Annotated in this window: 20 protein-coding genes; 9 read left to right on the top strand and 11 right to left on the bottom strand. The window is 73.8% G+C overall.

The window, feature by feature from the left end:
* Positions 1–219 precede the first annotated feature (219 nt).
* Both ACFVVA_RS09215 and ACFVVA_RS09210 read right to left on the bottom strand, forming a co-directional pair.
* Positions 220–2055: a M1 family aminopeptidase gene (locus ACFVVA_RS09215; protein ID WP_387687327.1), complete on the bottom strand. Its 1836-nt coding sequence runs from the start codon at positions 2053–2055 to the stop codon at positions 220–222.
* A gap of 145 nt (positions 2056–2200) precedes the next feature.
* Entirely contained in the window at positions 2201–2830 is a 630-nt protein-coding gene (locus ACFVVA_RS09210) for a maleylpyruvate isomerase N-terminal domain-containing protein (RefSeq protein ID WP_387687325.1), read from the bottom strand.
* A gap of 200 nt (positions 2831–3030) precedes the next feature.
* On the opposite strand from ACFVVA_RS09210, the gene ACFVVA_RS09205 reads away from it, so the two are divergent.
* The 4 genes from ACFVVA_RS09205 (at position 3031) to ACFVVA_RS09190 (ending at position 6388) form a co-directional block, all read left to right on the top strand.
* Positions 3031–3645 (top strand): LysE family transporter, encoded by a 615-nt coding sequence (locus ACFVVA_RS09205; RefSeq protein ID WP_387687323.1) that lies wholly within the window; start codon positions 3031–3033, stop codon positions 3643–3645.
* Positions 3646–4146: 501 nt separating this feature from the next.
* Positions 4147–4869, top strand: coding sequence for a TetR/AcrR family transcriptional regulator (locus ACFVVA_RS09200; protein ID WP_387687321.1), 723 nt, complete (start codon positions 4147–4149; stop codon positions 4867–4869).
* Positions 4870–4969: 100 nt separating this feature from the next.
* Positions 4970–5299, top strand: coding sequence for a hypothetical protein (locus ACFVVA_RS09195; RefSeq protein ID WP_359909239.1), 330 nt, complete (start codon positions 4970–4972; stop codon positions 5297–5299).
* Positions 5300–5314: 15 nt separating this feature from the next.
* Positions 5315–6388 carry a M14 family metallopeptidase gene (locus ACFVVA_RS09190; protein WP_387687319.1) on the top strand — a complete coding sequence of 358 codons (1074 nt, stop codon included), beginning with the start codon at positions 5315–5317 and terminating at the stop codon, positions 6386–6388.
* Between the two features lie 95 nt (positions 6389–6483).
* Here the strand turns inward: ACFVVA_RS09190 and ACFVVA_RS09185 are convergent, their stop codons facing one another.
* The 4 genes from ACFVVA_RS09185 to ACFVVA_RS09170 all read right to left on the bottom strand — a co-directional run bounded on the left by ACFVVA_RS09185 (position 6484) and on the right by ACFVVA_RS09170 (position 9919).
* Positions 6484–7884 carry a hypothetical protein gene (locus tag ACFVVA_RS09185; RefSeq protein ID WP_387687317.1) on the bottom strand — a complete coding sequence of 467 codons (1401 nt, stop codon included), beginning with the start codon at positions 7882–7884 and terminating at the stop codon, positions 6484–6486.
* Positions 7885–7890: 6 nt separating this feature from the next.
* A complete protein-coding gene (locus tag ACFVVA_RS09180; RefSeq protein WP_387687315.1) occupies positions 7891–8673 on the bottom strand; it encodes a hypothetical protein in 783 nt (260 codons plus the stop codon).
* An 18-nt stretch (positions 8674–8691) separates the two neighbouring features.
* Positions 8692–8955, bottom strand: a complete 264-nt coding sequence (locus ACFVVA_RS09175) for an ABC transporter permease (RefSeq protein ID WP_387687313.1) — start codon at positions 8953–8955, stop codon at positions 8692–8694.
* Positions 8956–9292: 337 nt separating this feature from the next.
* Positions 9293–9919, bottom strand: coding sequence for a TetR/AcrR family transcriptional regulator (locus ACFVVA_RS09170; protein ID WP_387687311.1), 627 nt, complete (start codon positions 9917–9919; stop codon positions 9293–9295).
* 189 nt (positions 9920–10108) lie between these two features.
* On the opposite strand from ACFVVA_RS09170, the gene ACFVVA_RS09165 reads away from it, so the two are divergent.
* From ACFVVA_RS09165 to ACFVVA_RS09155, 3 genes are all read left to right on the top strand, one after another.
* Entirely contained in the window at positions 10109–10867 is a 759-nt protein-coding gene (locus ACFVVA_RS09165; RefSeq protein WP_387687309.1) for an SDR family oxidoreductase, read from the top strand.
* A gap of 101 nt (positions 10868–10968) precedes the next feature.
* Positions 10969–11727, top strand: coding sequence for an SDR family oxidoreductase (locus ACFVVA_RS09160; RefSeq protein ID WP_387687405.1), 759 nt, complete (start codon positions 10969–10971; stop codon positions 11725–11727).
* Positions 11724–12695, top strand: coding sequence for an NADPH:quinone oxidoreductase family protein (locus tag ACFVVA_RS09155; RefSeq protein WP_387687307.1), 972 nt, complete (start codon positions 11724–11726; stop codon positions 12693–12695). The genes ACFVVA_RS09160 and ACFVVA_RS09155 overlap by 4 nt, the downstream gene beginning before the upstream one ends.
* Before the next feature lie 84 nt (positions 12696–12779).
* Here the strand turns inward: ACFVVA_RS09155 and ACFVVA_RS09150 are convergent, their stop codons facing one another.
* The gene (locus ACFVVA_RS09150) at positions 12780–13178 is read right to left on the bottom strand and encodes a chaplin (RefSeq protein WP_387687305.1); all 399 of its coding nucleotides are present in this window, start codon (positions 13176–13178) and stop codon (positions 12780–12782) included.
* Here ACFVVA_RS09150 and ACFVVA_RS09145 point away from each other — a divergent pair.
* Positions 13074–13508, top strand: coding sequence for an LPXTG cell wall anchor domain-containing protein (locus tag ACFVVA_RS09145; protein ID WP_387687303.1), 435 nt, complete (start codon positions 13074–13076; stop codon positions 13506–13508). The two genes, ACFVVA_RS09150 and ACFVVA_RS09145, sit on opposite strands and share 105 nt — an antisense overlap.
* A gap of 88 nt (positions 13509–13596) precedes the next feature.
* Here ACFVVA_RS09145 and ACFVVA_RS09140 read toward each other — a convergent pair whose 3' ends face one another.
* Positions 13597–14418 (bottom strand): NAD(P)H-binding protein, encoded by an 822-nt coding sequence (locus tag ACFVVA_RS09140; protein WP_387687301.1) that lies wholly within the window; start codon positions 14416–14418, stop codon positions 13597–13599.
* A gap of 81 nt (positions 14419–14499) precedes the next feature.
* Here ACFVVA_RS09140 and ACFVVA_RS09135 point away from each other — a divergent pair, with 81 nt between their 5' ends.
* Positions 14500–14913 (top strand): winged helix-turn-helix transcriptional regulator, encoded by a 414-nt coding sequence (locus tag ACFVVA_RS09135; RefSeq protein WP_387687299.1) that lies wholly within the window; start codon positions 14500–14502, stop codon positions 14911–14913.
* A gap of 10 nt (positions 14914–14923) precedes the next feature.
* On the opposite strand, the gene ACFVVA_RS09130 is transcribed toward ACFVVA_RS09135, so the two are convergent.
* The 3 genes from ACFVVA_RS09130 to ACFVVA_RS09120 all read right to left on the bottom strand — a co-directional run bounded on the left by ACFVVA_RS09130 (position 14924) and on the right by ACFVVA_RS09120 (position 19172).
* Positions 14924–15421 (bottom strand): hypothetical protein, encoded by a 498-nt coding sequence (locus ACFVVA_RS09130; RefSeq protein WP_387687297.1) that lies wholly within the window; start codon positions 15419–15421, stop codon positions 14924–14926.
* 140 nt (positions 15422–15561) lie between these two features.
* Positions 15562–17460, bottom strand: coding sequence for a putative Ig domain-containing protein (locus ACFVVA_RS09125; protein WP_387687295.1), 1899 nt, complete (start codon positions 17458–17460; stop codon positions 15562–15564).
* A gap of 431 nt (positions 17461–17891) precedes the next feature.
* A complete protein-coding gene (locus ACFVVA_RS09120; protein ID WP_387687293.1) occupies positions 17892–19172 on the bottom strand; it encodes an alpha/beta hydrolase family protein in 1281 nt (426 codons plus the stop codon).
* Positions 19173–19189 lie beyond the last annotated feature (17 nt).

The raw sequence follows: 19189 nt of genomic DNA, 5'->3' as shown, positions 1-19189 counted from the left end.
TCGGGTCAGCGCCGGGAGCCTCGCGACTCTTGGTCGTGTGCTTTCGACTGTCCGTGTACGGCACACGCTTATGTCGTACACGTACAGCGTCCTCCCGGCCTCCGGCGCCGTCAAGGGGCCGCCGGGGGAAGCGAAGTGGACGCGAACAGGAACGCGGCGGGACGCCGACGGGCGCCGCCCCCGGCCGGAGCCGGGGGCGGCGCCACGGGCTGCCCGGGCTCAGCCGTCGATGCGGTGCTGGCTCCAGAAGGAGGTCAGGTCCACGGTGGTGGCGGCCTGGGCCGCGGCCTTGAACTCCGCGGTGGTGGAGACGCCGTTCCAGTGCGCCTGCGCGTAGTTCCGCAGCAGCGTGGTCATCGCGGTGTCGCCGATCGTCCGGCGCAGGTCGTGCAGGGCGCACTTGCCGTAGCCGTAGACGACCGTGGAGTAGCGCGAGGAGTTGGCGTCCCAGTACGCCATCGAGTTGGTGATCTTCTCCGCCGAGGAGGCCCAGGAGACGCTGTTCCAGCAGCCGTTGCCGGTCTTGCCGAGGGCGAGGTCGGTGGCGTAGTCGGTGAAGGACTCGTCCAGCCAGGGGCTGTTGTACTCGTCGTCGCCCACGATGCCGTACCACCACTGGTGGCCGATCTCGTGGGTGAGCGCCGTGGTGCTGACCAGGTCGAGGACGAAGCCCGGGTACTCCATGCCGCCGAACCAGAAGTTGTTGTCGATCACCGCGTCCAGTTCGCCGTACGGGTAGGCACCGAAGCGCTGGGCGTGGGCGTCGACCGCCGAGGTCGCGGTGGAGAGCATCGACTTGGAGTCGGCCGCGCTGATGCCCGCCACCGAGTAGACGTTGACCTTCACCCCGGCCGCCGAGGTGCCGGAGATCCTGGTGAACGGTCCGGCGCCCCAGGCGAAGTCGCGCACCTTGCTCGCGGTCGCCTTGGTGACGGTCCGGCCGGTCGTGCCGGGGGTGTCCACCGAGGTGCCGGTCGCGGGCACCAGCAGGCCGGTCGGGTGGTCCAGGGTGACGGTGAAGTCGGAGGCCACCGAGTAGAAGGACTCGCCGTTGTTGGTGTACGGGTCGAGGTGCCAGCCGGCCGCGTCCCGTATCGCCAGGACGGGCAGGGCGTTGCCGAGGAAGTTGTACGCGCCGTCGTGGCCGAAGCGGTCCGCGCCGCTCGGCACGGTGATGCCGAGGTCGAAGCCGACGGTGCCGCTCTGGCCCTGGGCGAGCGGGGCCGGCAGGGTGATCTTGAGCGCGGTGCAGTTCACCGTGAGCGGGGAGGGCGTGCCGCCGGTCACGTTGGTGACCGTGATCGGGGTGCTGGGGCAGCTGCCGTGGGCGTTGTCCCACAGCCGCAGGTACACCTCGTTCAGCGCGGTGGGCGAGGCGTTGCTGAAGGTCACGCTCTCGTGCCCGGTCCAACTGCCGCCGGAGGCATCGCTGCTGAGGTCGACGGTGTACGCCGGCGCGGCCGGGGTGCGGGTCGGGTCGCCGGGCTGGGGGGTGGTCCCGCCGCCGGAGACGTCCAGGGTGACGTCGTCCAGCACGAAGCTGGTCTGCAGGCTGGCGTCCTCGACGCCGGTGAAGGCGAGCGTCGCGGTCTGGCCGGCGAAGGCGGAGACGTCGACGGTCTTGTGCACGTACCCGCTCCCGGCGTCCAGGTTGGAGTAGGTGGCCACCGTGGTGGAGCCGAGTTTGACGGTCAGCTTGTCGTAGGCCGTACTGGCGGTCGTCTCGGCGGTGTCGACGTGCAGCCAGAAGCCGAGCGTCGCGGTGCCGCACCCGGCGGGGAGGGTGACGGACTGCGAGAGGGTGTCGGTGTGGCTGGAGCCGTAGCCGTCGAGCCAGGCGTAGGAGCTGCCGGAGTGCGCGCTCTGGCCGCTGTCGGCGGTGATCGCGCCGCTCGGCGCCGTCCAGGGCGAACTGCCGGACTCGAAGCCGTCGTTGGCCACGACCTGGGCGGGTGTGCAGTCCGCGGCGCTCGCCCCGGGGGGGGTGGCGAGCGCCGCGAGGCCGGTCGCCGCGAACAGCGCGGCGCCGGTCAGGGCAGGCAGGAGTCTTTTCATCGGAGCCTCTCGTGGGGATCGGGCCGGGAGCAGCAGAGTGACAGCAAACCCGCGCCTTTGAAAGGCTCATGACATGAGACGCATACGCCTCACCCGGCGGCCGGCCCCTCGGGGGAGCACCCCGGCGAACGGCCGGCCCGGCGCCCTACCGGACCACCGGCAGCACCACCGCCGCGCCGCGGCCGGTCGCCGCCTCGATGAAGTCCACCGGGTCGGCGACCCGCGCCAGCAGCGCACGGGTGAAGTCCAGCGCCCCCTCGGCGGGCGGCGGGCCGCCGACGGCCGCGATCAGGTCGAGCAGGTGGACGGTCGCCTCCATCAGCGCCACCTCGCCGAGCGCGCCGACCGTCACGCTGCCGAGCAGCGGGTGCGCCACCGCGGTGTCCGGCGGAAGGTCCGCGAGGCCGTCCAGCGCGGGCGGCCCCTCGACGCCGAACCGGGCGATCAGCACAGCGGGTTCGGCCACCTCGGCGACCTGCTTCGCCGCCTCGGCGACCTGGTCGGCGGCGGTGTGGGCGATGCCGCCGGGCCGGTTGTAGACACGCAGGATTCCGGCCCCGTCCACCACCTCGGGCCGCCCGTCCAGGACGGCCGCGCGCAGCCCGGTGAACATCTCCGGCACCGGCGCCACGTGCGCGTACAACTCCCGTACGGTCCACCCGGGCAGCCGGGTGGGCCGCTCCCAGTCCTCGGCGGTCAGGGCCGCGCCCCGCTCCGCCCAGGACACCCAGGCCTCCGCCAACAGCGCGCGCACCGGGTCGTTCTGACTGCTCATCGGCTCTCCTCGGAATGGTGATCACGGGGTCTCCCCACGCTATCCCGGGCTCCCGGAAAACCGTTTGCCGCCCCCTCCCCGGGCCGTCACCATCGGCGCATGACCGACTCCGCCGCCCGCCCGCTGCCTACGCCCGCCGCCCACCCGGCCCCGGGCCGACAGCAGCCCGGCCGTCCCCGGAGGCCCGACGCCGCCCGCCCATGAGGGCCGCGCTGGCCGCCGGGCTGCTCGCCGGGCTCGGCGTGGCCGTCCCGGTGGGGGCCGTCGGGGCCTACCTGGTGTCGCTCACCGCGCACACCTCGCTGCGCACCGGCGCCTGCGCCGCGCTCGGGGTGGCCACCGCGGACGGGCTCTACGCGCTGCTCGCCGCGGCCGGCGGCACCGGCCTCGCACCGCTGGTCGAACCGGTCGCCCGGCCGCTGCGGATCGTCTCCGCCCTGGTGCTGCTGGCCCTGGCCGCCCGGACGGCCGTCACCGCGGTGCGCGGCCGTCCCGGCACCGCCGCCGGACCGCGGGCCGCGCCGCCCACCCCCGCCCGGGCCTTCCTCGCCCTGCTGGGCATCACCCTGCTGAACCCGCTCACCATGCTCTACTTCGCCGCCCTGGTGCTCGGCGGCGGCAGCCAGGAGGGCGCGCCGGCCCGGGCCGCCTTCACCGTCGGCGCCTTCACGGCCTCGGCCTGCTGGCAACTGCTGCTGGCCTCCGGCGGCGCGCTGCTCGGCCGGGCGCTGACCGGCCCGCGCGGCCGGCTGCTCACCGCGCTGGGCTCGGCCGCCCTCGTCGCCGCCCTGGCCGTCCGGCTGCTGCTCGACTGAGTCCCGGGGCTGAATCGAATCCGCGCCGAATCCGGGGCTCGGGTCCCGGGTTGGCGGCCCGGGACCCGCGCCGTCGGCCACCCCCGCCGACCACGCACCGCAACCGGACCGACCGCCCCGGTCACCGGCCCGCCGCCCGGAAACCCGCCCCACGCCTGCTCACCACGGCCCACCGAACTCCGCGGCGCCGGTCCGCCACCGCCGCGTCGGCCACCCTCCGCAACCGACCCCGCCGCCCCGGTCGCCGTGCCGGTCGCCCCCGCCGCTCCACCGCCGGTCGGCTGACCAGCGGGATCGGCGAACCGACCCGGTAAATCCTGTTGACCCGTTTACGTCCGATTCCTACCTTGTATCCTGGTTCTGTATCCGCTGAGTGACATCCGCCGAAAACGCCGAACCCCAGCCCAGGCAGCGGGCCCCGCGCCACGGCCGGTCCACCGGACCGTCCGAACGGCCCGGGCGCGACCGGGAACGCTGCCACCGACCCGGAGGAGTGCGGAGATGGCCGAGCAGGACGCCCCCGAGAAGCGGGGCCGGCTGAGCCGCCCGCTGGTGCTGGGCGCCGCCGTGGCCCTGGTCGACCGCGAGGGCCTGGGCGCGCTGACCATGCGCAGGCTCGCGGCCGAGCTCGGCGTGGAGTCGATGGCCCTGTACCGCTACACCCCGGGCAAGGAGGCCCTGATCGACGGCCTGGTCGAGGCCTACTTCGACGAGATCAACGCCCGGCTGCGGGCCGGTTCCACCGGCGGTTCCCACCCGGACGGCTGGCGCGCCGAACTGCGCCGGATCGCCCGGGCGTTCGCCGCCACCGCGCACGCCCACCCCGAGATCCTGCCGCTGGTCGCGACCCGCCCGCTGGCCGTCCCGGTGGCCCGCCGCCCGGCCTCGGTGCTGGACCTCACCGAGCACATCCTGGCCGTGCTCGGCCGGGCCGGCTTCGACGACGCCGGCTCGCTGACCGTCTACCGCACCTTCGTCGCCTGGAACCTCGGCTGCCTGCTGGTGGACAAGCGCCAGGTGGTCGACAACCCGAGCGAGCCGGACCCGGCGCTGCGGCTCGGCCTGCACCGGCTGCCCGCCGCCGACTACCCCAGGCTGCGCGCCCTGGTGCCCCGGTTCGCCGACTTCGACCACGAGGCCGAGATGCTGAGCGGCCTGGACAGCCTGCTCGACGGGATGCCCGAGCCGCCCCTTGACGACTTCTACCGTGACGGCGGATCCTGAGGATACGAGGTACACGTCGGACATATCCGCTCCTATCGGCGCCGCCGCGCCGCCCGGCACCACCGCGGCAGCCCGCTGACGGCGCCCGGAAGAGGTCCCCATGTCCTCCGCACCCGACACGTCACCCCCCGATGACATCCTGCGCCTCCGCGTCACCGCCAAGGACCCGGAGACCCTGCGCGCCCTGCTGCGCGACACCCGCCCCGACGTCGGCGGACGGCCGCACGTCGAGGAGGACGGCCGCATCGGCATCGACGTCTACGTCCCGGCCGACCGGATCCCGGCCCTCGAACGCGAGGGCGTCACGGTCACCATGACCGGAAACGCCAGCGAGGCCGGGCGCGCCGCCCAGGCCGAGGTCGGCAGCGGCGACCGCTTCGCCCCCGCCGACGCCGTCCCGCGCGGCCTGGCCGCCAAGCTCTCCGGCTGACCCGGGAGGCCCGCCATGCCGTACCTGAACGTCACCGAGGTCGAGTCCGCCGTGACCAGCCTGGCCACCGCCTTCCCCGACCTGACCCAACTCGTCACCCTGCCCGAGCCCTCGTTCGAGGGCCGCACCGCCCACGCCCTGGTGATCAGCGAACCCGCGCCGGCCCCCAAGCCGTGCGTCATGATGATCGGGGGTGTCCACGCCCGTGAGTGGGGCAGTTGCGAGATCCTCGTCCACCTCGCCGCCGACCTGCTGGAGGCCCACCGGGACGGCACCGGCCTCGGCTACGGCGGCACCGCCTTCACCGCCGGTCAGGTCAGCGGCCTGCTCCAGCGGCTCGACCTGGTGCTCTACCCGCTGGTCAACCCCGACGGCCGGCACTACAGCCAGACCGTCAGGCCCATGTGGCGCAAGAACCGCAACCCGGCGAACGCCGGCGGCAACCCGGCCCCGGACTGCGTCGGCGTCGACCTCAACCGCAACTACGACTTCCTCTTCGACTTCGTCACCGCCTTCGCCCCGGGCGCCAACCCCCAGGTGTCGAACGACCCGTGCGACCAGCAGGTCTACGCCGGCCCGAGCCCGTTCTCCGAGCCGGAGACCCGCAACGTCCAGTGGCTGCTGGACCAGCTCCCGCTGACCCGGTGGTTCGTCGACGTGCACAGCTACTCGCAGGACATGCTCTACAACTGGGGCGACGACGAGAACCAGTCGGTCGACCCCGACATGAATTTCCGCAACTCCGACTACGACGGCAAGCGCGGCCTGCCCGGCGACCTCACGTACGCCGAGTACATCCCCAAGGACGACGAGGACACCGCCGTGCTGCTCGCCGAGGCGTTCTGCAAGGGCGTCAACGGCGTACGCGGCCTGTCGTACAAGCCGATGAGCGGCTTCCATCTGTACCCGACCAGCGGGACCAGCGACGACTACGTCTACTCCCGCACCTTCGCCGACCCCGACCAGGGCAAGGTGCTCGGCTTCACCGTCGAGTGGGGCACCGAGTTCCACCCGCGGTGGGCGGAGATGGAACAGATCATCCGCGACGTGGACGCCGGGCTGGTGCAGCTCTGCCTGGCCACCGCCTGAACACCCCCGAACCACAGTGCCCGACAGCGGGGCGCCCGCCACGAAGGATCGTGGCGGGCGCTCCGGGCGCGCGCTCGGCCGGCCCGGTGGAACGCTCAGGCGGCCCGATGGAAGAAGAACGGGTCGATGGACGGCGGCACCCGGGTCACGCCGTCGGTGCTGAGCAGTTGGTGGACGGTGAAGTTGGCGTTGCGCTGGTACGTCACGCCCACCGGGAAGTTGGCCCGGTCCGGTGTGTTGTTGCCGGCGAAGACGCCGTAGAAGTCCTTCCCGACCGCGAGCATCCGGATGTAGTCACCGAGGAAGGGCAGTCCCGCGGCCCGGGGTACGTTCGCGGGCGCCTGGTGCAGGACGTCGGACTCCGGCGCGGTGCTCCAGTTGTCGGCGGTGACCTCGAGGATCGTCGTCCACTGGTTGCTGGCGAACTGCTGGTAGACCAGGCCCACCAGACCGTCCTCGTTGACGGCCAGCGACGGGTTCTTGACGTCGGTGATGTCGTCGCGCACCTGCTGCCAGGTCTGGCCGCGGTCCTGCGAGTGCCGGACGTGCAGGGTGTTGTCGACACCGCCCGGGCCGCCCACGCGGTCGCACCAGGCGATCCAGACGCGGTCGGCGCCGGTCGGGTCCACCGCGATCGTCAGGTCGCCGCCGAGCCGCTCCTGCCCCATCGTCGAGTTGAACGCGACGAAGCGGTCGGTCGCGACCCGCTGCCCGGGGACGCTGTCGGTGGCGTCCTTGAGGTCCTGGAACGGATGGGCGCCGACGCCTCCGTCGTCGTCCCGGCTCACCACAACGTCGAAGGTGACGTTGGTGATCGGGTCGCCCTGGTCATTGGTCCGCCAGCTCTCGAACGCCGCGTAGACGGTGCCGTCGGGGTGCACGGCGAGGCGCACCGGCGGCCCGTCCTGATTCGCCGGGTCACGGTTCTCGATCACCGTGGGCACGAATCCGGCCGGTGCGGGCGCCGTCCGCGCGTCGCCCGAGACGTCCACGACGGCGGTCCGCGGGCCCGGACCGTTGTTGCCGACGTAGACCCGGTCGCGGTCGGCGCCGCCGGCCGTCACGGTGTCGGCGATGACCCACGGCTGGTCCTCCTGGTCCCGGCTCACCAGGATCTCCATGGGCGCGGTCGAGGCGATGCTCGGCGCTCGAAGGATCTGCATCCTGGTGATCGGCGTGGGCCGGTGCAGTGCGGCCAGGCCGTTCAGTATGCCCGCGTACAGGGCACCGCCCTGGGCCGCGAAGGCCACCGTGATGTCGGCGGTACCGAGCCCCGGCGCGGCGCCGGGGACGATGGTGTGCAGCACCCAGCTGTCGCCGCCGTCCGTGGACACGTAGACCGGGGCGAGCGGACCGCCCATCGGGTCGGGGGTGAAGGCGGTCGCGACCATCTCCGTGGGCGTCTCGGGGTTGACCGCGAGAAACGGCTCGGAGTCCTGGGTCGCGGTGCCGCTCAGCGCCTTCGGGGTGATGTTGACGACCTTGAGGGTGGGCATGTCGGCTCACCTCCGTTCGCGCAGCACGGCGAGCTTGTGCACCGGCTGGTAGTCCTCGGGGTGGATCAGTTCGTACGGGGCGAGCTCGCGCTGGTCGTCCTGGGTGGCGTGCAGGAGCCACAGCCCCTCCTGGCCGGCCCTGGGCTTGGGCACCCGGTAGTAGTGGGCGTCGCGGCTGTTGGGGTACAGCACGGCGAGGGTCGCGTCGTTCACCCGGCCGCTCTCGACCTGGGTGACGGCGATCGACGCCCGCCACCAGTCCGGCGAGTGCTCGGACCGGCGGTCGGCGCGGTCGGCGCCGCCGGCCCGTTCCAGGCCGACCACCGTGCCGACGACCACGGCGTCCGCCTCCGCGGCGTGCGCGGCCAGATCCTGGTGGCGGATCTCCCGCTGCACCGAGGTGAACGGCTGTTCGTCGGCCGTGGTGGCGGCGAGCGACACATGGTGCTGGACGGCCCCGGCGGGCAGCCGGCCCACCTCGGTGACGCCCAGGCCCTCCCCGTACACCATGCCCTGGGTGAAGAACGCGGCCCGGTCGCCGACGCCCATCAGACCCGCGTCGGGCGACAGTTGGACGGTGACCTCACTGCCCGCGAGCTGCCGGAACGCTTCCGGCGCGTGCAGCACCTGGTCGACCCTGACCACGGCCGTCCGGTCGTTCCTGGCCTCGGCCGGAACGGCCGCGAGCGAGGTGCCGCCGACCCGGGTGACCGTGCCCACGAAGCTCAGCTGCGTGCGCCGGACGAGGTCGGTGAGCTCCTCGTGCTTGACGGGTGACATGTCGGTCATGACGGTCCTCCTCTCCGCTCACCGCAGCGCGCGGGCCGAGGAAGGGTGCGCCCGGCGCCACTCGATCCGCGCGCCGAGCAGGCAGGCGGCGGTGACGGCGGCCGCCAGTGCGACCACGAGCCACTCCGCCGCACCGCTGCCGGCGTCCGGGTCGACGCCGAGGAGCGTCTCGATCCACTGCGGCCACACCAGGGTGAGCAGGAACAGCAGTCCGGACAGTCCGCCGAGAGCCGTCTCCAGCCAGAAGCGGGGACGGACCGGATTCGTTTGCCGGAAGGGCATCACTGCGCCTCCCCTTCTCCAACCGCCCGGGCCGCGCCGCGACGCAGCGCGCGCCGTTCCCGTGCCGCCGCGCGCGGCGGCGGCACGGCCCGGCCGGGCCGGCCCGGGTCGGGGGTCTGCTCCCTTCGGCGCCGCCGGTCGGGGGCGTGATCGCCGCGGGAGGTGATCTGCTTCGATCCGCAGCGTCGGAGCTGCGGTGGGAGTGCGGCCGGGAGGGGATCGCGGGTCGTCCGCGTCCCGTCCCGTGCGCTGTACGCCTACGAGGCACACGTACTTCGTATACGAGTCTGCTCGCACTCCGTGAGCAGGTCAAGGGCGGACCGGGCCGCCTCCCGCGTCAGACCCGGGCGCCGAGCATTCGCAGCACCAACTCGCCGTAGCGGCGCCCGAGTTCCTCCGGCGCCTCGGTCGAGTTGTCGGTGTACCAGCGGGAGACGTCGATGCCCAGCGAGGTGACCGCGCGGGCCGCCGTACGCACCTCCGCCACCTGGAAGTCCCCCGCGGCCACGCCGGCCCCGATCAGCGCGCTGACCTCGCGCTCGATGTCCAGGCGCAGCGCCGCGACCACGGCGTAGGCGTCCTCGGGCAGCGCGTGCAGCTCGTAGTTGACCACCCGGCCGACCGTCCGGGCCCGGGCGTGCCAGGCGGTGAACTGCTCGACCAGCCGCCGCATCCGCTCGGCCGGGCCGCCCTCGCCGGCCGCCGCGTTCCGGACCAGGGTCAGCGTGGCGGCGTGTCCGGCCCGGCTGATCTCGGCGAGCAGCGCGGCCTTCGACTGGTAGTGGATGTACAGCGCCGCCGGGCTCATCCCCGCCGCGGTGGCGATGTCCCGGGTCGTGGTGGCGTGGAAGCCGCGCTCGGCGAACGACTCGACGGCGGCCTGGAGCAGCCGGTACGCCGCTTCGGGGCGGGCGTCGGCGCCGGGCAGGGTCGGCCAGAGGTCGGCGAGCGGGGTGCTGGTCATGGCGTCATCCTCCCAGAGAACTCGTACAGGCTTTCCCTCCGACCGGCCGCCCGGCCCGAGCGCCGGCCACCGTTCGGGCCGGGGACGGACGGTCGGCGGAGTGTTGACAGGCTCCCGCACCGACAGCATGCTGAGCAAGCGCTTAGTCAGCTGCTGGCAGAGATCCTCGCACGAAAGGCAGGACGCTCCGTGGTGCACTCCTTCAAGGGCCGGGTGGCCGTCGTCACCGGGTCGAGCCGGGGCATCGGCCTCGGCATCGCCCGCGAGCTGGTCGACCGCGGGGCCAAGGTCTGCCTCACCGCCCGCAACCCGGAACCGCTCGCCGACGCCGTCCGCGAGCTGGGCGGCCCGGACAACGCGATCGCCGTCGCGGGCAAGGCCGACGACCCGGCGCACCAGGAAGAGGCCGTCACCCGCACCCTGGAGGCCTTCGGGCGGCTCGACCACCTGGTCAACAACACCGGCATCAACCCGGTGTACGGGCCGGTCCTGGACACCGACGAGGCCGCCGCCGCCAAGATCCTCGCCGTCAACGTGCTCGCCCCGCTGGCCTGGACCCGCCGCGCGCACGCCGCCTGGATGGGCGAGCACGGCGGCTCCGTCGTCAACGTCGCCTCCATCGCCGGCATCCGCTCCTCGCTCGGGATCGGCATGTACGGCGTCAGCAAGGCCGCGCTGATCCGGCTCACCACCGAACTCGCCGCCGAGCTGGGCCCGCAGGGCATCCGGGTCAACGCCGTCGCCCCCGCCGTGGTCAAGACCAAGTTCGCCGAGGCCCTGTACGAGGGCCGCGAGGAGAAGGTCGCCAGGGCCTACCCGCTCGGCCGCCTCGGCGTCCCCGAGGACATCGCCGGCGCCGTCGCCTTCCTGCTCTCCCCGGACGCCGGCTGGATCACCGGCCAGACCCTGGTCGTGGACGGCGGGGTCACCCTCGGCGGTGGGATGTGACCCCCGGGGACGTCGACGACCCGACGGCCGACAGCGGGACGTCCGACGGCGGGACGTCCAACCGCCGGGCGTCCGACAACCGGGCGTTCGACGGCCGGGGCGTGGTGGTGACCGGCGGCGGCCGGGGCATCGGCGCCGCGCTGGCCCGGGCCTTCGCCGCGGCCGGCGCCCGGGTGGCGGTCAACGACCTGGACGCCGGGGCCGCCCACGCCGTCGCGAAGGAGTGCGCGGGCACCGCACTGCCCGGGGACGCCGCCTCCGCCGAGGGGATCGCCGACCTGGTCGGCCGGGCCCGCGCCGAACTCGGCGAGATCGACGTGTGGTGCGCCAACGCCGGCGTCGCCCCGGTGGGCGGCGCGGACGCGCCCGCCGCGGCCTGGACGAGCGCCTGGGAGGTCAACGTCATGGCCCACGTCCGGGCCGCCGAACTGCTGCTCCCCCGCTGGCTGGAGCGCGGCGAGGGCCGCTTCCTGGCCACCGTCTCCGCCGCCGGGCTGCTCACCATGCTGGGCTCGGCCCCGTACTCGGTGACCAAGCACGGCGCGCTGGCCTTCGCCGAGTGGCTCTCCGCGACCTACCGCCACCGGGGCCTGCGGGTGCACGCGCTCTGCCCGCAGGGCGTGCGCACCGACCTGCTCGCCTCCACCGGTGCGGTCGGCGAGGCACTGCTGGCCCCGACCGCGCTCGACCCGGCGGACGTCGCCGAGGCGGCCCTGGACGGGATGCGCGCGGAGCGCTTCCTGCTCCTGCCCCACCCCGAGGTCGCCGACTACTGCCGCGCCCGGGCCACCGGCCCGGACCGCTGGCTCACCGGGATGAACCGGCTCCAGCAGGGGCTGGAGAGGAGTGAACTGCTGTGAGGGCCTGGCAGGTTGACGAGCTCGGTGAGCCCGGTGAGGTGATGCGGCTGGTCGAGGACCTCGCACGGCCGGTACCCGGCCCGGGGCAGCTGCTGGTGCGGGTACGGGCGGCGGCCGTCAACTTCCCGGACGCGCTGATGGTGCGCGGGCAGTACCAGGTCCGCCCGCCGCTGCCGTTCACGCCCGGCGTGGAGCTGTGCGGCGAGGTGGTGGACGGCGCCCGGCGGGGCGAGCGGCTGATCGGCAACCCGGTGCTGCCGCACGGCGCCTTCGCCGAGTACGCGCTGCTGGACGCCGCCGCCGCGTTCCCGGCGCCCGAGGTGCTGGACGACGCCGAGGCCGCCGCCCTGCACATCGGCTACCAGACCGCCTGGTTCGCGCTGCACCGCCGGGCCCGGCTGCGGGCCGGCGAGACCCTGCTGGTGCACGCGGCCGCCGGCGGCGTCGGCAGCGCGGCGGTCCAGCTCGGCCGGGCCGCCGGGGCACGGGTGATCGCCGTGGTCGGCGGGCCGTCGAAGGCGGAGGCGGCGCGGGCGCTCGGCGCCGACCTGGTGGTGGACCGCCGGGAGCGGGACTTCGTCGCCGCCGTCAAGGAGGCCACCGGCGGACGCGGCGCGGACGTGGTCTTCGACCCGGTCGGCGGCGAGGCCTACACCGGCTCCACCCGGTGCATCGCCTTCGAGGGCCGGATCGTGGTCGTCGGCTTCGCCGCCGGGCAGATCCCCGCCCCGGCGCTCAACCACGCCCTGGTGAAGAACTACTCGATCCTGGGCCTGCACTGGGGCCTCTACAACACCCACGACCCGCGCGCCGTCCGCACCGCCCACGACGAGCTCGGCAGGCTCGCCGAGCAGGGCGCCGTCCGCCCCCTGGTGAGCGCCCGGGTGCCGCTGGCCGCCGCCCCGGACGCCGTCCGGCTCGTCGCCTCCGGGCACAGCACCGGCCGGATCGCCGTCCTCGGCGACTGACCCGCCGCGCGGCCCGGACCGCGACACGCGGCGAGGCCGCAGCCCGTTGGCTGTGGCCTCGCCCCGGTCGACGCCGTCGCGCTCCTAGTTGTTGCCCCCGCTGCTGTTGCCGCCCCCGCCGTTGTTGCCGCTCCCACCGCCGTTGTTCCCGCCGCCGTTGTTGCCGCCGCCCCCGTTACCGCCGCCCCCGCCGCCCGCCGGGTTGAGCAGGCCGACGATGTCGATGGAGTTGCCGCAGACGTTGGCCTCGAGGTTGACGGGGATCTGGATCAGGTTGCCGGACAGCACGCCCGGCGATCCCGCGGCGATGCCGTCGGCGTCGGCGTCACCGTGCCCGTTGAAGCACAAGCCCGAGGGCAGGGTGTATCCGGACTCGCCGTGTCCGGCCCCCTCGTCGTGGCCCGCGGCCGCGGGGCCCGTGGAGAGGACGGCCAGCGCGACCGTGAGGCCGCCGGCGAGCAGGTACTTGCTGGTGTTGGTCATGGCGGAAGGGGTAGCCGGTCGGCCCGGGCGTCATGGGGCAGCCCCGCCCGCGCGGTCACCCGGTTGCAGGCCCGATCTACCACCGATGCAGGAGTCCCGCCCCCGATCGGACCGGAACCGGACGGTCCCCGCTGTCCGTCGCCCCACCCCTCCGGCCGGCCCCACCCGCCGCACGGCCAACTGCCCGAGACGGGTGCCGAAAACCTCACCCTCGTCGGCACGGCGGGTGCGCTCCTGCTCGCCGCGGGCGTCCCCGTGCTCCTCACCGCCAACCGCAGGCGCCACCCGCAATCCGGCAGCGCGGACCGGGGCACCCGGCCCATGGAGTGACGTAGCACCCTCCGAATGACGGCACCGGCCCGCGCGGGCCGGTGCCGTGCGCCAGGGCTCGCACAACCGGCGGTCACCCGCGCCGTGGTCACCGCCCCTCGGTGATGACCTCCAGGGCCGGGCGGGGCTCGCGGCCGAGCAGTGCCGCGAGATCGCCCGGCCCGCCCGGGCCCGCGAGGAAGCCGTGGGCGATCGCCGAGTAGGTGCCGACCACCATCGGCACCTGGAAGTCCCGCGCGTCCGAGGCCGCCACCGCCGCCCGGGCCTCGGTCAGCCGTCCCGGGCGGTACTCGGCGCCGAGCGCCTCGGCCACCTCCGTGCCGCCCACCGCCCGCTCCCCCACCAGCTCGTAGGTGCGGCCCGCGTGCCCGGCCGGCGCCAGGGCGACGTTCACCGCCACCTCCGCGAGGTCCGCCCGGGCCACCGCCGCGAGCTTCCCGTCCCCGAGCGGAGCGCCGATCACCCCGTCCGGGCCGGGCGCGGTGATCGCCCCCAGGAACTCGGCGTACAGGCCGTTGCGCAGCACCGTCCAGCGCAGCGTGGCGGACGCGCGCAGCCGCCGCTCCGTCCAGCGGTGGGCGAGGGCGTAGGGCAGGTGGTCGCCGTCGCCGGAGAGGCTGGTGTAGACGAGGTGCTCGACGCCCGCCCGCTCCGCCGCCTCGATCGCGGCGCCGTGCCGGGCGGTCACCACGTCGTCCTCGGCGGCGCCGGCCGAGATCAGCAGCAGGGTCCGCACCCCGGCGAAGGCCTCCGCCAGGGTGTCCGGCCGGTCGAAGTCCACCAGCCGGGCCGGGACGCCGTGCGGCACCTCCCCGGGCGTGCGGGAGCCGGCGACGACGCCCTCCCGGCCGGCGAGCCGCGCCAGGACGAGCGCGCCCAGGCCTCCGTTGACTCCGGTGACGAGCAGCATGGGGTTCCTCCAGGGGTGATCGGTCGTCGGCTGCACGACCATCCTCGATAGCCTGGGCGTCCGGCGTAAGGAGGCACATTCATGTCAGCAGGGCACACCGCGGTAACCACGTCCCGCCCGGTGGTCTGGTGCGAGGACGGCGTGGACTGCGGGATCCGCGACCTGCTGGACCGCCTGGGCGACAAGTGGTCGGTCCTCACCGTCGTCGAACTCGCCCAGGGCGTACGGCGGTTCCGCGAACTGCAGCGCGCCCTGCCGGGCATCTCGCAGCGGATGCTCACCCTGACCGTGCGCCGCCTGGAGCGCGACGGCCTGGTCTCGCGGACCGTCCACCCGACCGTCCCGCCGCAGGTGGAGTACGAGCTGACGCGGCTCGGGCACAGCCTGACCCACCTGGTGCGGGCGATGGCGGACTGGTCGTACGGCCACCACGACGCGATCGTCGACTCCCGGCGGCAGTGGGACGAGGCCAACCCCGGCTCGGAGATCCGTTAGGAGCCCGGTCTCATCCGGTGACCTCGACGGTGACCTCGTAGCGGCGCTGCTCGGGCGGGCAGTTGAGGGCCTCGCCGCAGCTGGTGCGGGTCGCGGTGAGGCGGGCGGTGCCGGGGGCGCGGGCGGTGAAGGAGGCGGTGACGGTGCCGCAGCCGCCGCCGGGACGGCAGGACGGGGACGGGGCGGTGGTCGGGGAGCCTTCCGGGGCGAGGACCTCGGGGGCGGAACTGGTCGCGGCGGACCAGTAGGTACTGTGGAGGGCGAGCGTGACGGTCGTGCCGACGGCGGCCTTCAGGGTGGTGCGGTCGGCGTGCTCGTCCACCGTGACCGTCGCCGGGCTCGACGCGGTCGCCGGGCTCGACGCGGTCGCCGGGCTCGACGCGGTCGCCGGGCTCGACGCGGTCGACGCGGCGGCGGGCGACGACGGGCCCGTTCCGGTGGAGGCGCAGCCGGCCAGGGCGAGCAGGGCGGCGGCGAGTACCGGGGCGGCGGATCTTCTCGGGTTCACGGCGGTTCCTCCTGCTGTTGTTCCGGGGTACCGGTTCGACGCCCCGGCGGCCGGTTCGGATCCCGCCGGACGGCAGTCGGACCGGAAACGGCACCGGGGCGGGCGCTGGGCCCACCCCGGTGCGTTCGACGCGGCGATGGTCAGGAGACGGTCACGTCGTCGTAGTAGGTGTAGGTCGGGTCACCCGGGTAGTTGTCGTCGTGGTTGCTCAGGGTGAGGGTGTAGGAGTGGCCCGGGGTGACGGTCGCCGCCTTGTTGGTCCAGGTGCCGGTGGTGGTGCAGGTCTTGGCCAGGACCGTGGTGGTCGTGCCGGTGGTGTTGTCCTTCAGGGTGGCGGTGGCCCAGTCGTAGGTGACGGTGTCGTCACAGGTGTTGCTGTACCAGAAGGACAGCTTGCTGGAGCCGGTCGGCGCGGTGAAGGTCTGGGCGATCGAGGAGTCCCCGGTCGGGCCGGTGGAGCCGACCATGGCGCCGTAGCCGCCGCTGTGGGCCGCGGAGGCGGTGGCGGAAGTGCTGCCGGCGGTGGTCCAGCCGGTCAGGCTGCCGGTCTCGAAGGTGCCGTTGGTGACGGCGGTGCCGCCGCCCCCGCCGGTGGACTCGGTCCAGGTGAAAGTGGTGCTGCCGGCGGCGCCGGTGGTGTCGGTGGCGGTGACCGTGACGCTGGAGGTGCCGGCGGCGGTCGGGGTGCCGGAGATCAGGCCGGTCGAGGAGTTGATCGACAGGCCGGCCGGCAGGCCGGTGGCCGAGTAGCCCAGCGTCTGGCCGGTGGCCGAGTCGGTGGCGCCGATCTGCAGGCTCGCCGCGGTGCCGACGGTGCCGCTCTGGTTGCCCGGGTTGGTGACGGTGACCGTGTTGCCGTGGGTCAGGATGGCGTGCGAGATCGCGCAGGAGTTGGTGTCGTTGGACCAGCTGGCCTGCTCGGCGTAGCTGCCGAATGCCCCGAAGGAGATGTTGGCGGCGCCGCCGGTGCTGCCGGGCTGGATCCAGGCGCACTCGTCGGAGTTCTCCTGGCCGTTGTAGCTGCTGCCGGAGACGTGGTTGGTCCAGCCTCCGGCCGGGTTCTGGTCGGACATCATCTCGTGCCACTCGTGGCCGAGGGTCATCGTCCAGCCGTCCAGCGTGCCGGGCGAGTTGACGAAGCCGACGCCGCAGTTGGAGCCCGCGTCGATGTTGTACGGCTGGTTGGAGAAGGCGATGTCGCCGTAGGGCGAGCTCGCCGCACCGCCGGTGAGGGTGGTGTCACCGTTCCAGTCGTGCCAGGCGCAGTACCCGGTGGTCGGGTTCTGGTAGTCGTCCGGGTTGGTGCCGTGCGGCGACAGGACGATGTAGTACGCGTCCCGGTTGGCGGCGGCGGTGGTGTTGCCGAAGTGTCCGGCGGCCTTGACGGCCTCCTGGGCGAGCTGGTTGCCGCTGGCCTGGCTCGGCGAGGCGGCCGCGTTGTCGTACCAGACGCCGGACAGGACGCCGCCGCTCTGGTACGGGATGAAGTTGGCGCCGGACGGGCAGCTCACGGCACCGGTGGCGACGGTGGGGCCGTCGCACCACTGGGTGAGGTCGGCCGACCAGGTCTCGCCGTTGGTGCCGATGCCCTTGAACATCTGCTGGGTGGCACCGGCGGCACCGGCCGAGTCGTTGGAGAACTTCGCGTTGCCGCCGGCGTCGGTGGTCTGGGTGCCCCACTGGTTGCCGTAGAAGACCAGGTAGACCTTGGAGTGCCCGCTCTGCACGCCGATCCCGTCGACGCCGCCGCCGTACGACAGCGTCTGCTGGCCGGTCGCCGCGGCCTGGTTGTGGGCGGCGAGCCACTTCTTGTAGTTCTCGTGCTGGGACATGCCGGGAACCGCGCCGTGCCGGTAGGGGTGGCCGTTCTGCGGGCTCCAGGGGTTGAACTCGTTGGTGGTGCTGCCCTGCGAGCCGGAGATGTCCTGCGCGGAGGCCGGACCGGCCGCGCCGGCCAAGCCGGCGAAGGCGAGCGCGAGCGACGCTATTCCGGTGAGCGCCGCGTACCTCGCGCGTCCGGTCCTGGGGGAGTGACCCATGGGTGAGGGTGCCTCTCTTCTGCCGATCGTCCGCGGCCGCGGGGGCCGGGGACGATCCCTTTGTGGGGGAAGAGCCGGCGGCGGATTCCGTCGGGTCGGGTTCCGGTCGAATTCATTCGCACACCCGGAATTGACTGTCCGTCGGCTTTTGCCGCCTGCGTGGCAAGAAGGAAAGCAGAGCTGATGAACACCGGTCAACGGCGTTGGGTAAGGAACGATTAAGAAGCGCGTCCAAGCAGGTCAAGCAACATTGATGAAAGGGGATCAACGCGCGTAGCCATTCACTGAATACGACGGGAAATGCCGCTTCGAAATCCGCGAGCGGCCGTGCGGCGAGGCTCCCTGACGGCAATTCGGCGCCGCGTGGGCCTTTCCCCTCGGCCCGTCCGGAAGGGGGGCGGCGCGGGAACTCCGCCCGCTCCCCCGGCCCGCTACCGCTCGTACGCCACCTCGGGGAAGCGGGCCGAGGGCCCGTCCAGCAGGTGGTCGTCCTGGCCGCGCAGCCAGCGGTCGAAGAAGGACGCCACGTAGGAGCGGGTGGCGAGTTCGGCACGGCCGGGGCGGATGTCGCCGACGTCCTTGCGCAGCTGCTCGGCGCTGAGCACGCCCTGGCGGGCGAGCTGCGGCAGCAGCGGCTGGGCGTCGGTGTACGAGCCGTGGCGGGAGCCGGTGAGGGTGACGTCGGCGTGCCAGCCGGTGCTGTGCTGCCACAGGGCGTTCCAGCCGGGCTGGTCGCGGTAGCCGCCGGAGTCCTCGCCGCCGGTGCCCATCAGCAGGAACGGCCGGTTCAGACCGTCCTCGGCGACGCTGGGCAGGAGGACGCCGGTGTGGCCGTCGGGGCCGGGGAAGTGCATCTGCCCGTCCATGTTGATCCCGGCCGCGATCCGCGGGTCGTCGTGCATGGCCTGGAGCGCGGTGAAGCCGCCCGCCGACTGGCCGACCATGCCGATCCGGTCGAGATCGAGGGCCCCGGCCACCCCGGCGGGCAGGCCCGGCCGCCCGCCCAGGCCGGCGAGCCGGTCCAGGACGAAGCGGGTGTCGGCGACCCGGGTGTCCATCGCCTTGCGCAGCACCGCGCCGATGTCCAGGCCCGGCCGACCGAGCATGCCGGGGAGCACCGAGGTGGCCAGGTCGCCGCCGGGGAAGGCGACTTCGGAGGCCTCGTAGGTGTGGTCGACGGTGACCACCACGTAGCCGCGCGAGGCGAGGTCCTCGACCAGCGCCGTCCCCCAGGTGCGCGGGTCGCCGAGGCCGGGCGAGTACAGCACGACCGGGCGCGGGCCGCCGGGCAGTGCCGGGGCGTCCTTGCGCGCGTGGGTGCGGATGGCCGACCAGTCGGTGCGGCCGGGCTCGGTGCCGTAGTTGAGCAGGCCGACGCCGTCCGGGCCGTCGAAGTGCCGGCCGGCGGCGGGCTCCATGTACGGGGCCCGCTCGTCGCCGGAGGCCGGGTGGGAGGTCGGGTACCAGAGGCTGATCATCAGCTCGCGCCGCTGCCCGGGGTGCCAGGGGTCCTCCCGTCCGGTGTCGGTGAGGTGCAGCGCGGTGGTCCCGATCGGGTACGGCCCGCTGGGCTCGGGCAGCCAGGCCCGGGCCTGCCGCCCGGGGCTCGCGTCCCCCGGCGCGACCGCTCCCACGGCCGTACCGATCGTGCCCACCGCCGTTGCCGCCGCCAGCACCACCGCCGCCACGGCCCGTCCCGGAATGCCCATCATGTCCTCCGCGCTCCGAT

Origin of the sequence: Kitasatospora sp. NPDC058048 (assembly GCF_042885555.1) — a bacterium.
GTDB lineage: Bacteria > Actinomycetota > Actinomycetes > Streptomycetales > Streptomycetaceae > Kitasatospora > Kitasatospora lactacystinica.
The sequence above is the reverse complement of the archived record's forward strand: the minus strand, read 5'-3'. Positions and strand labels throughout refer to the sequence as shown.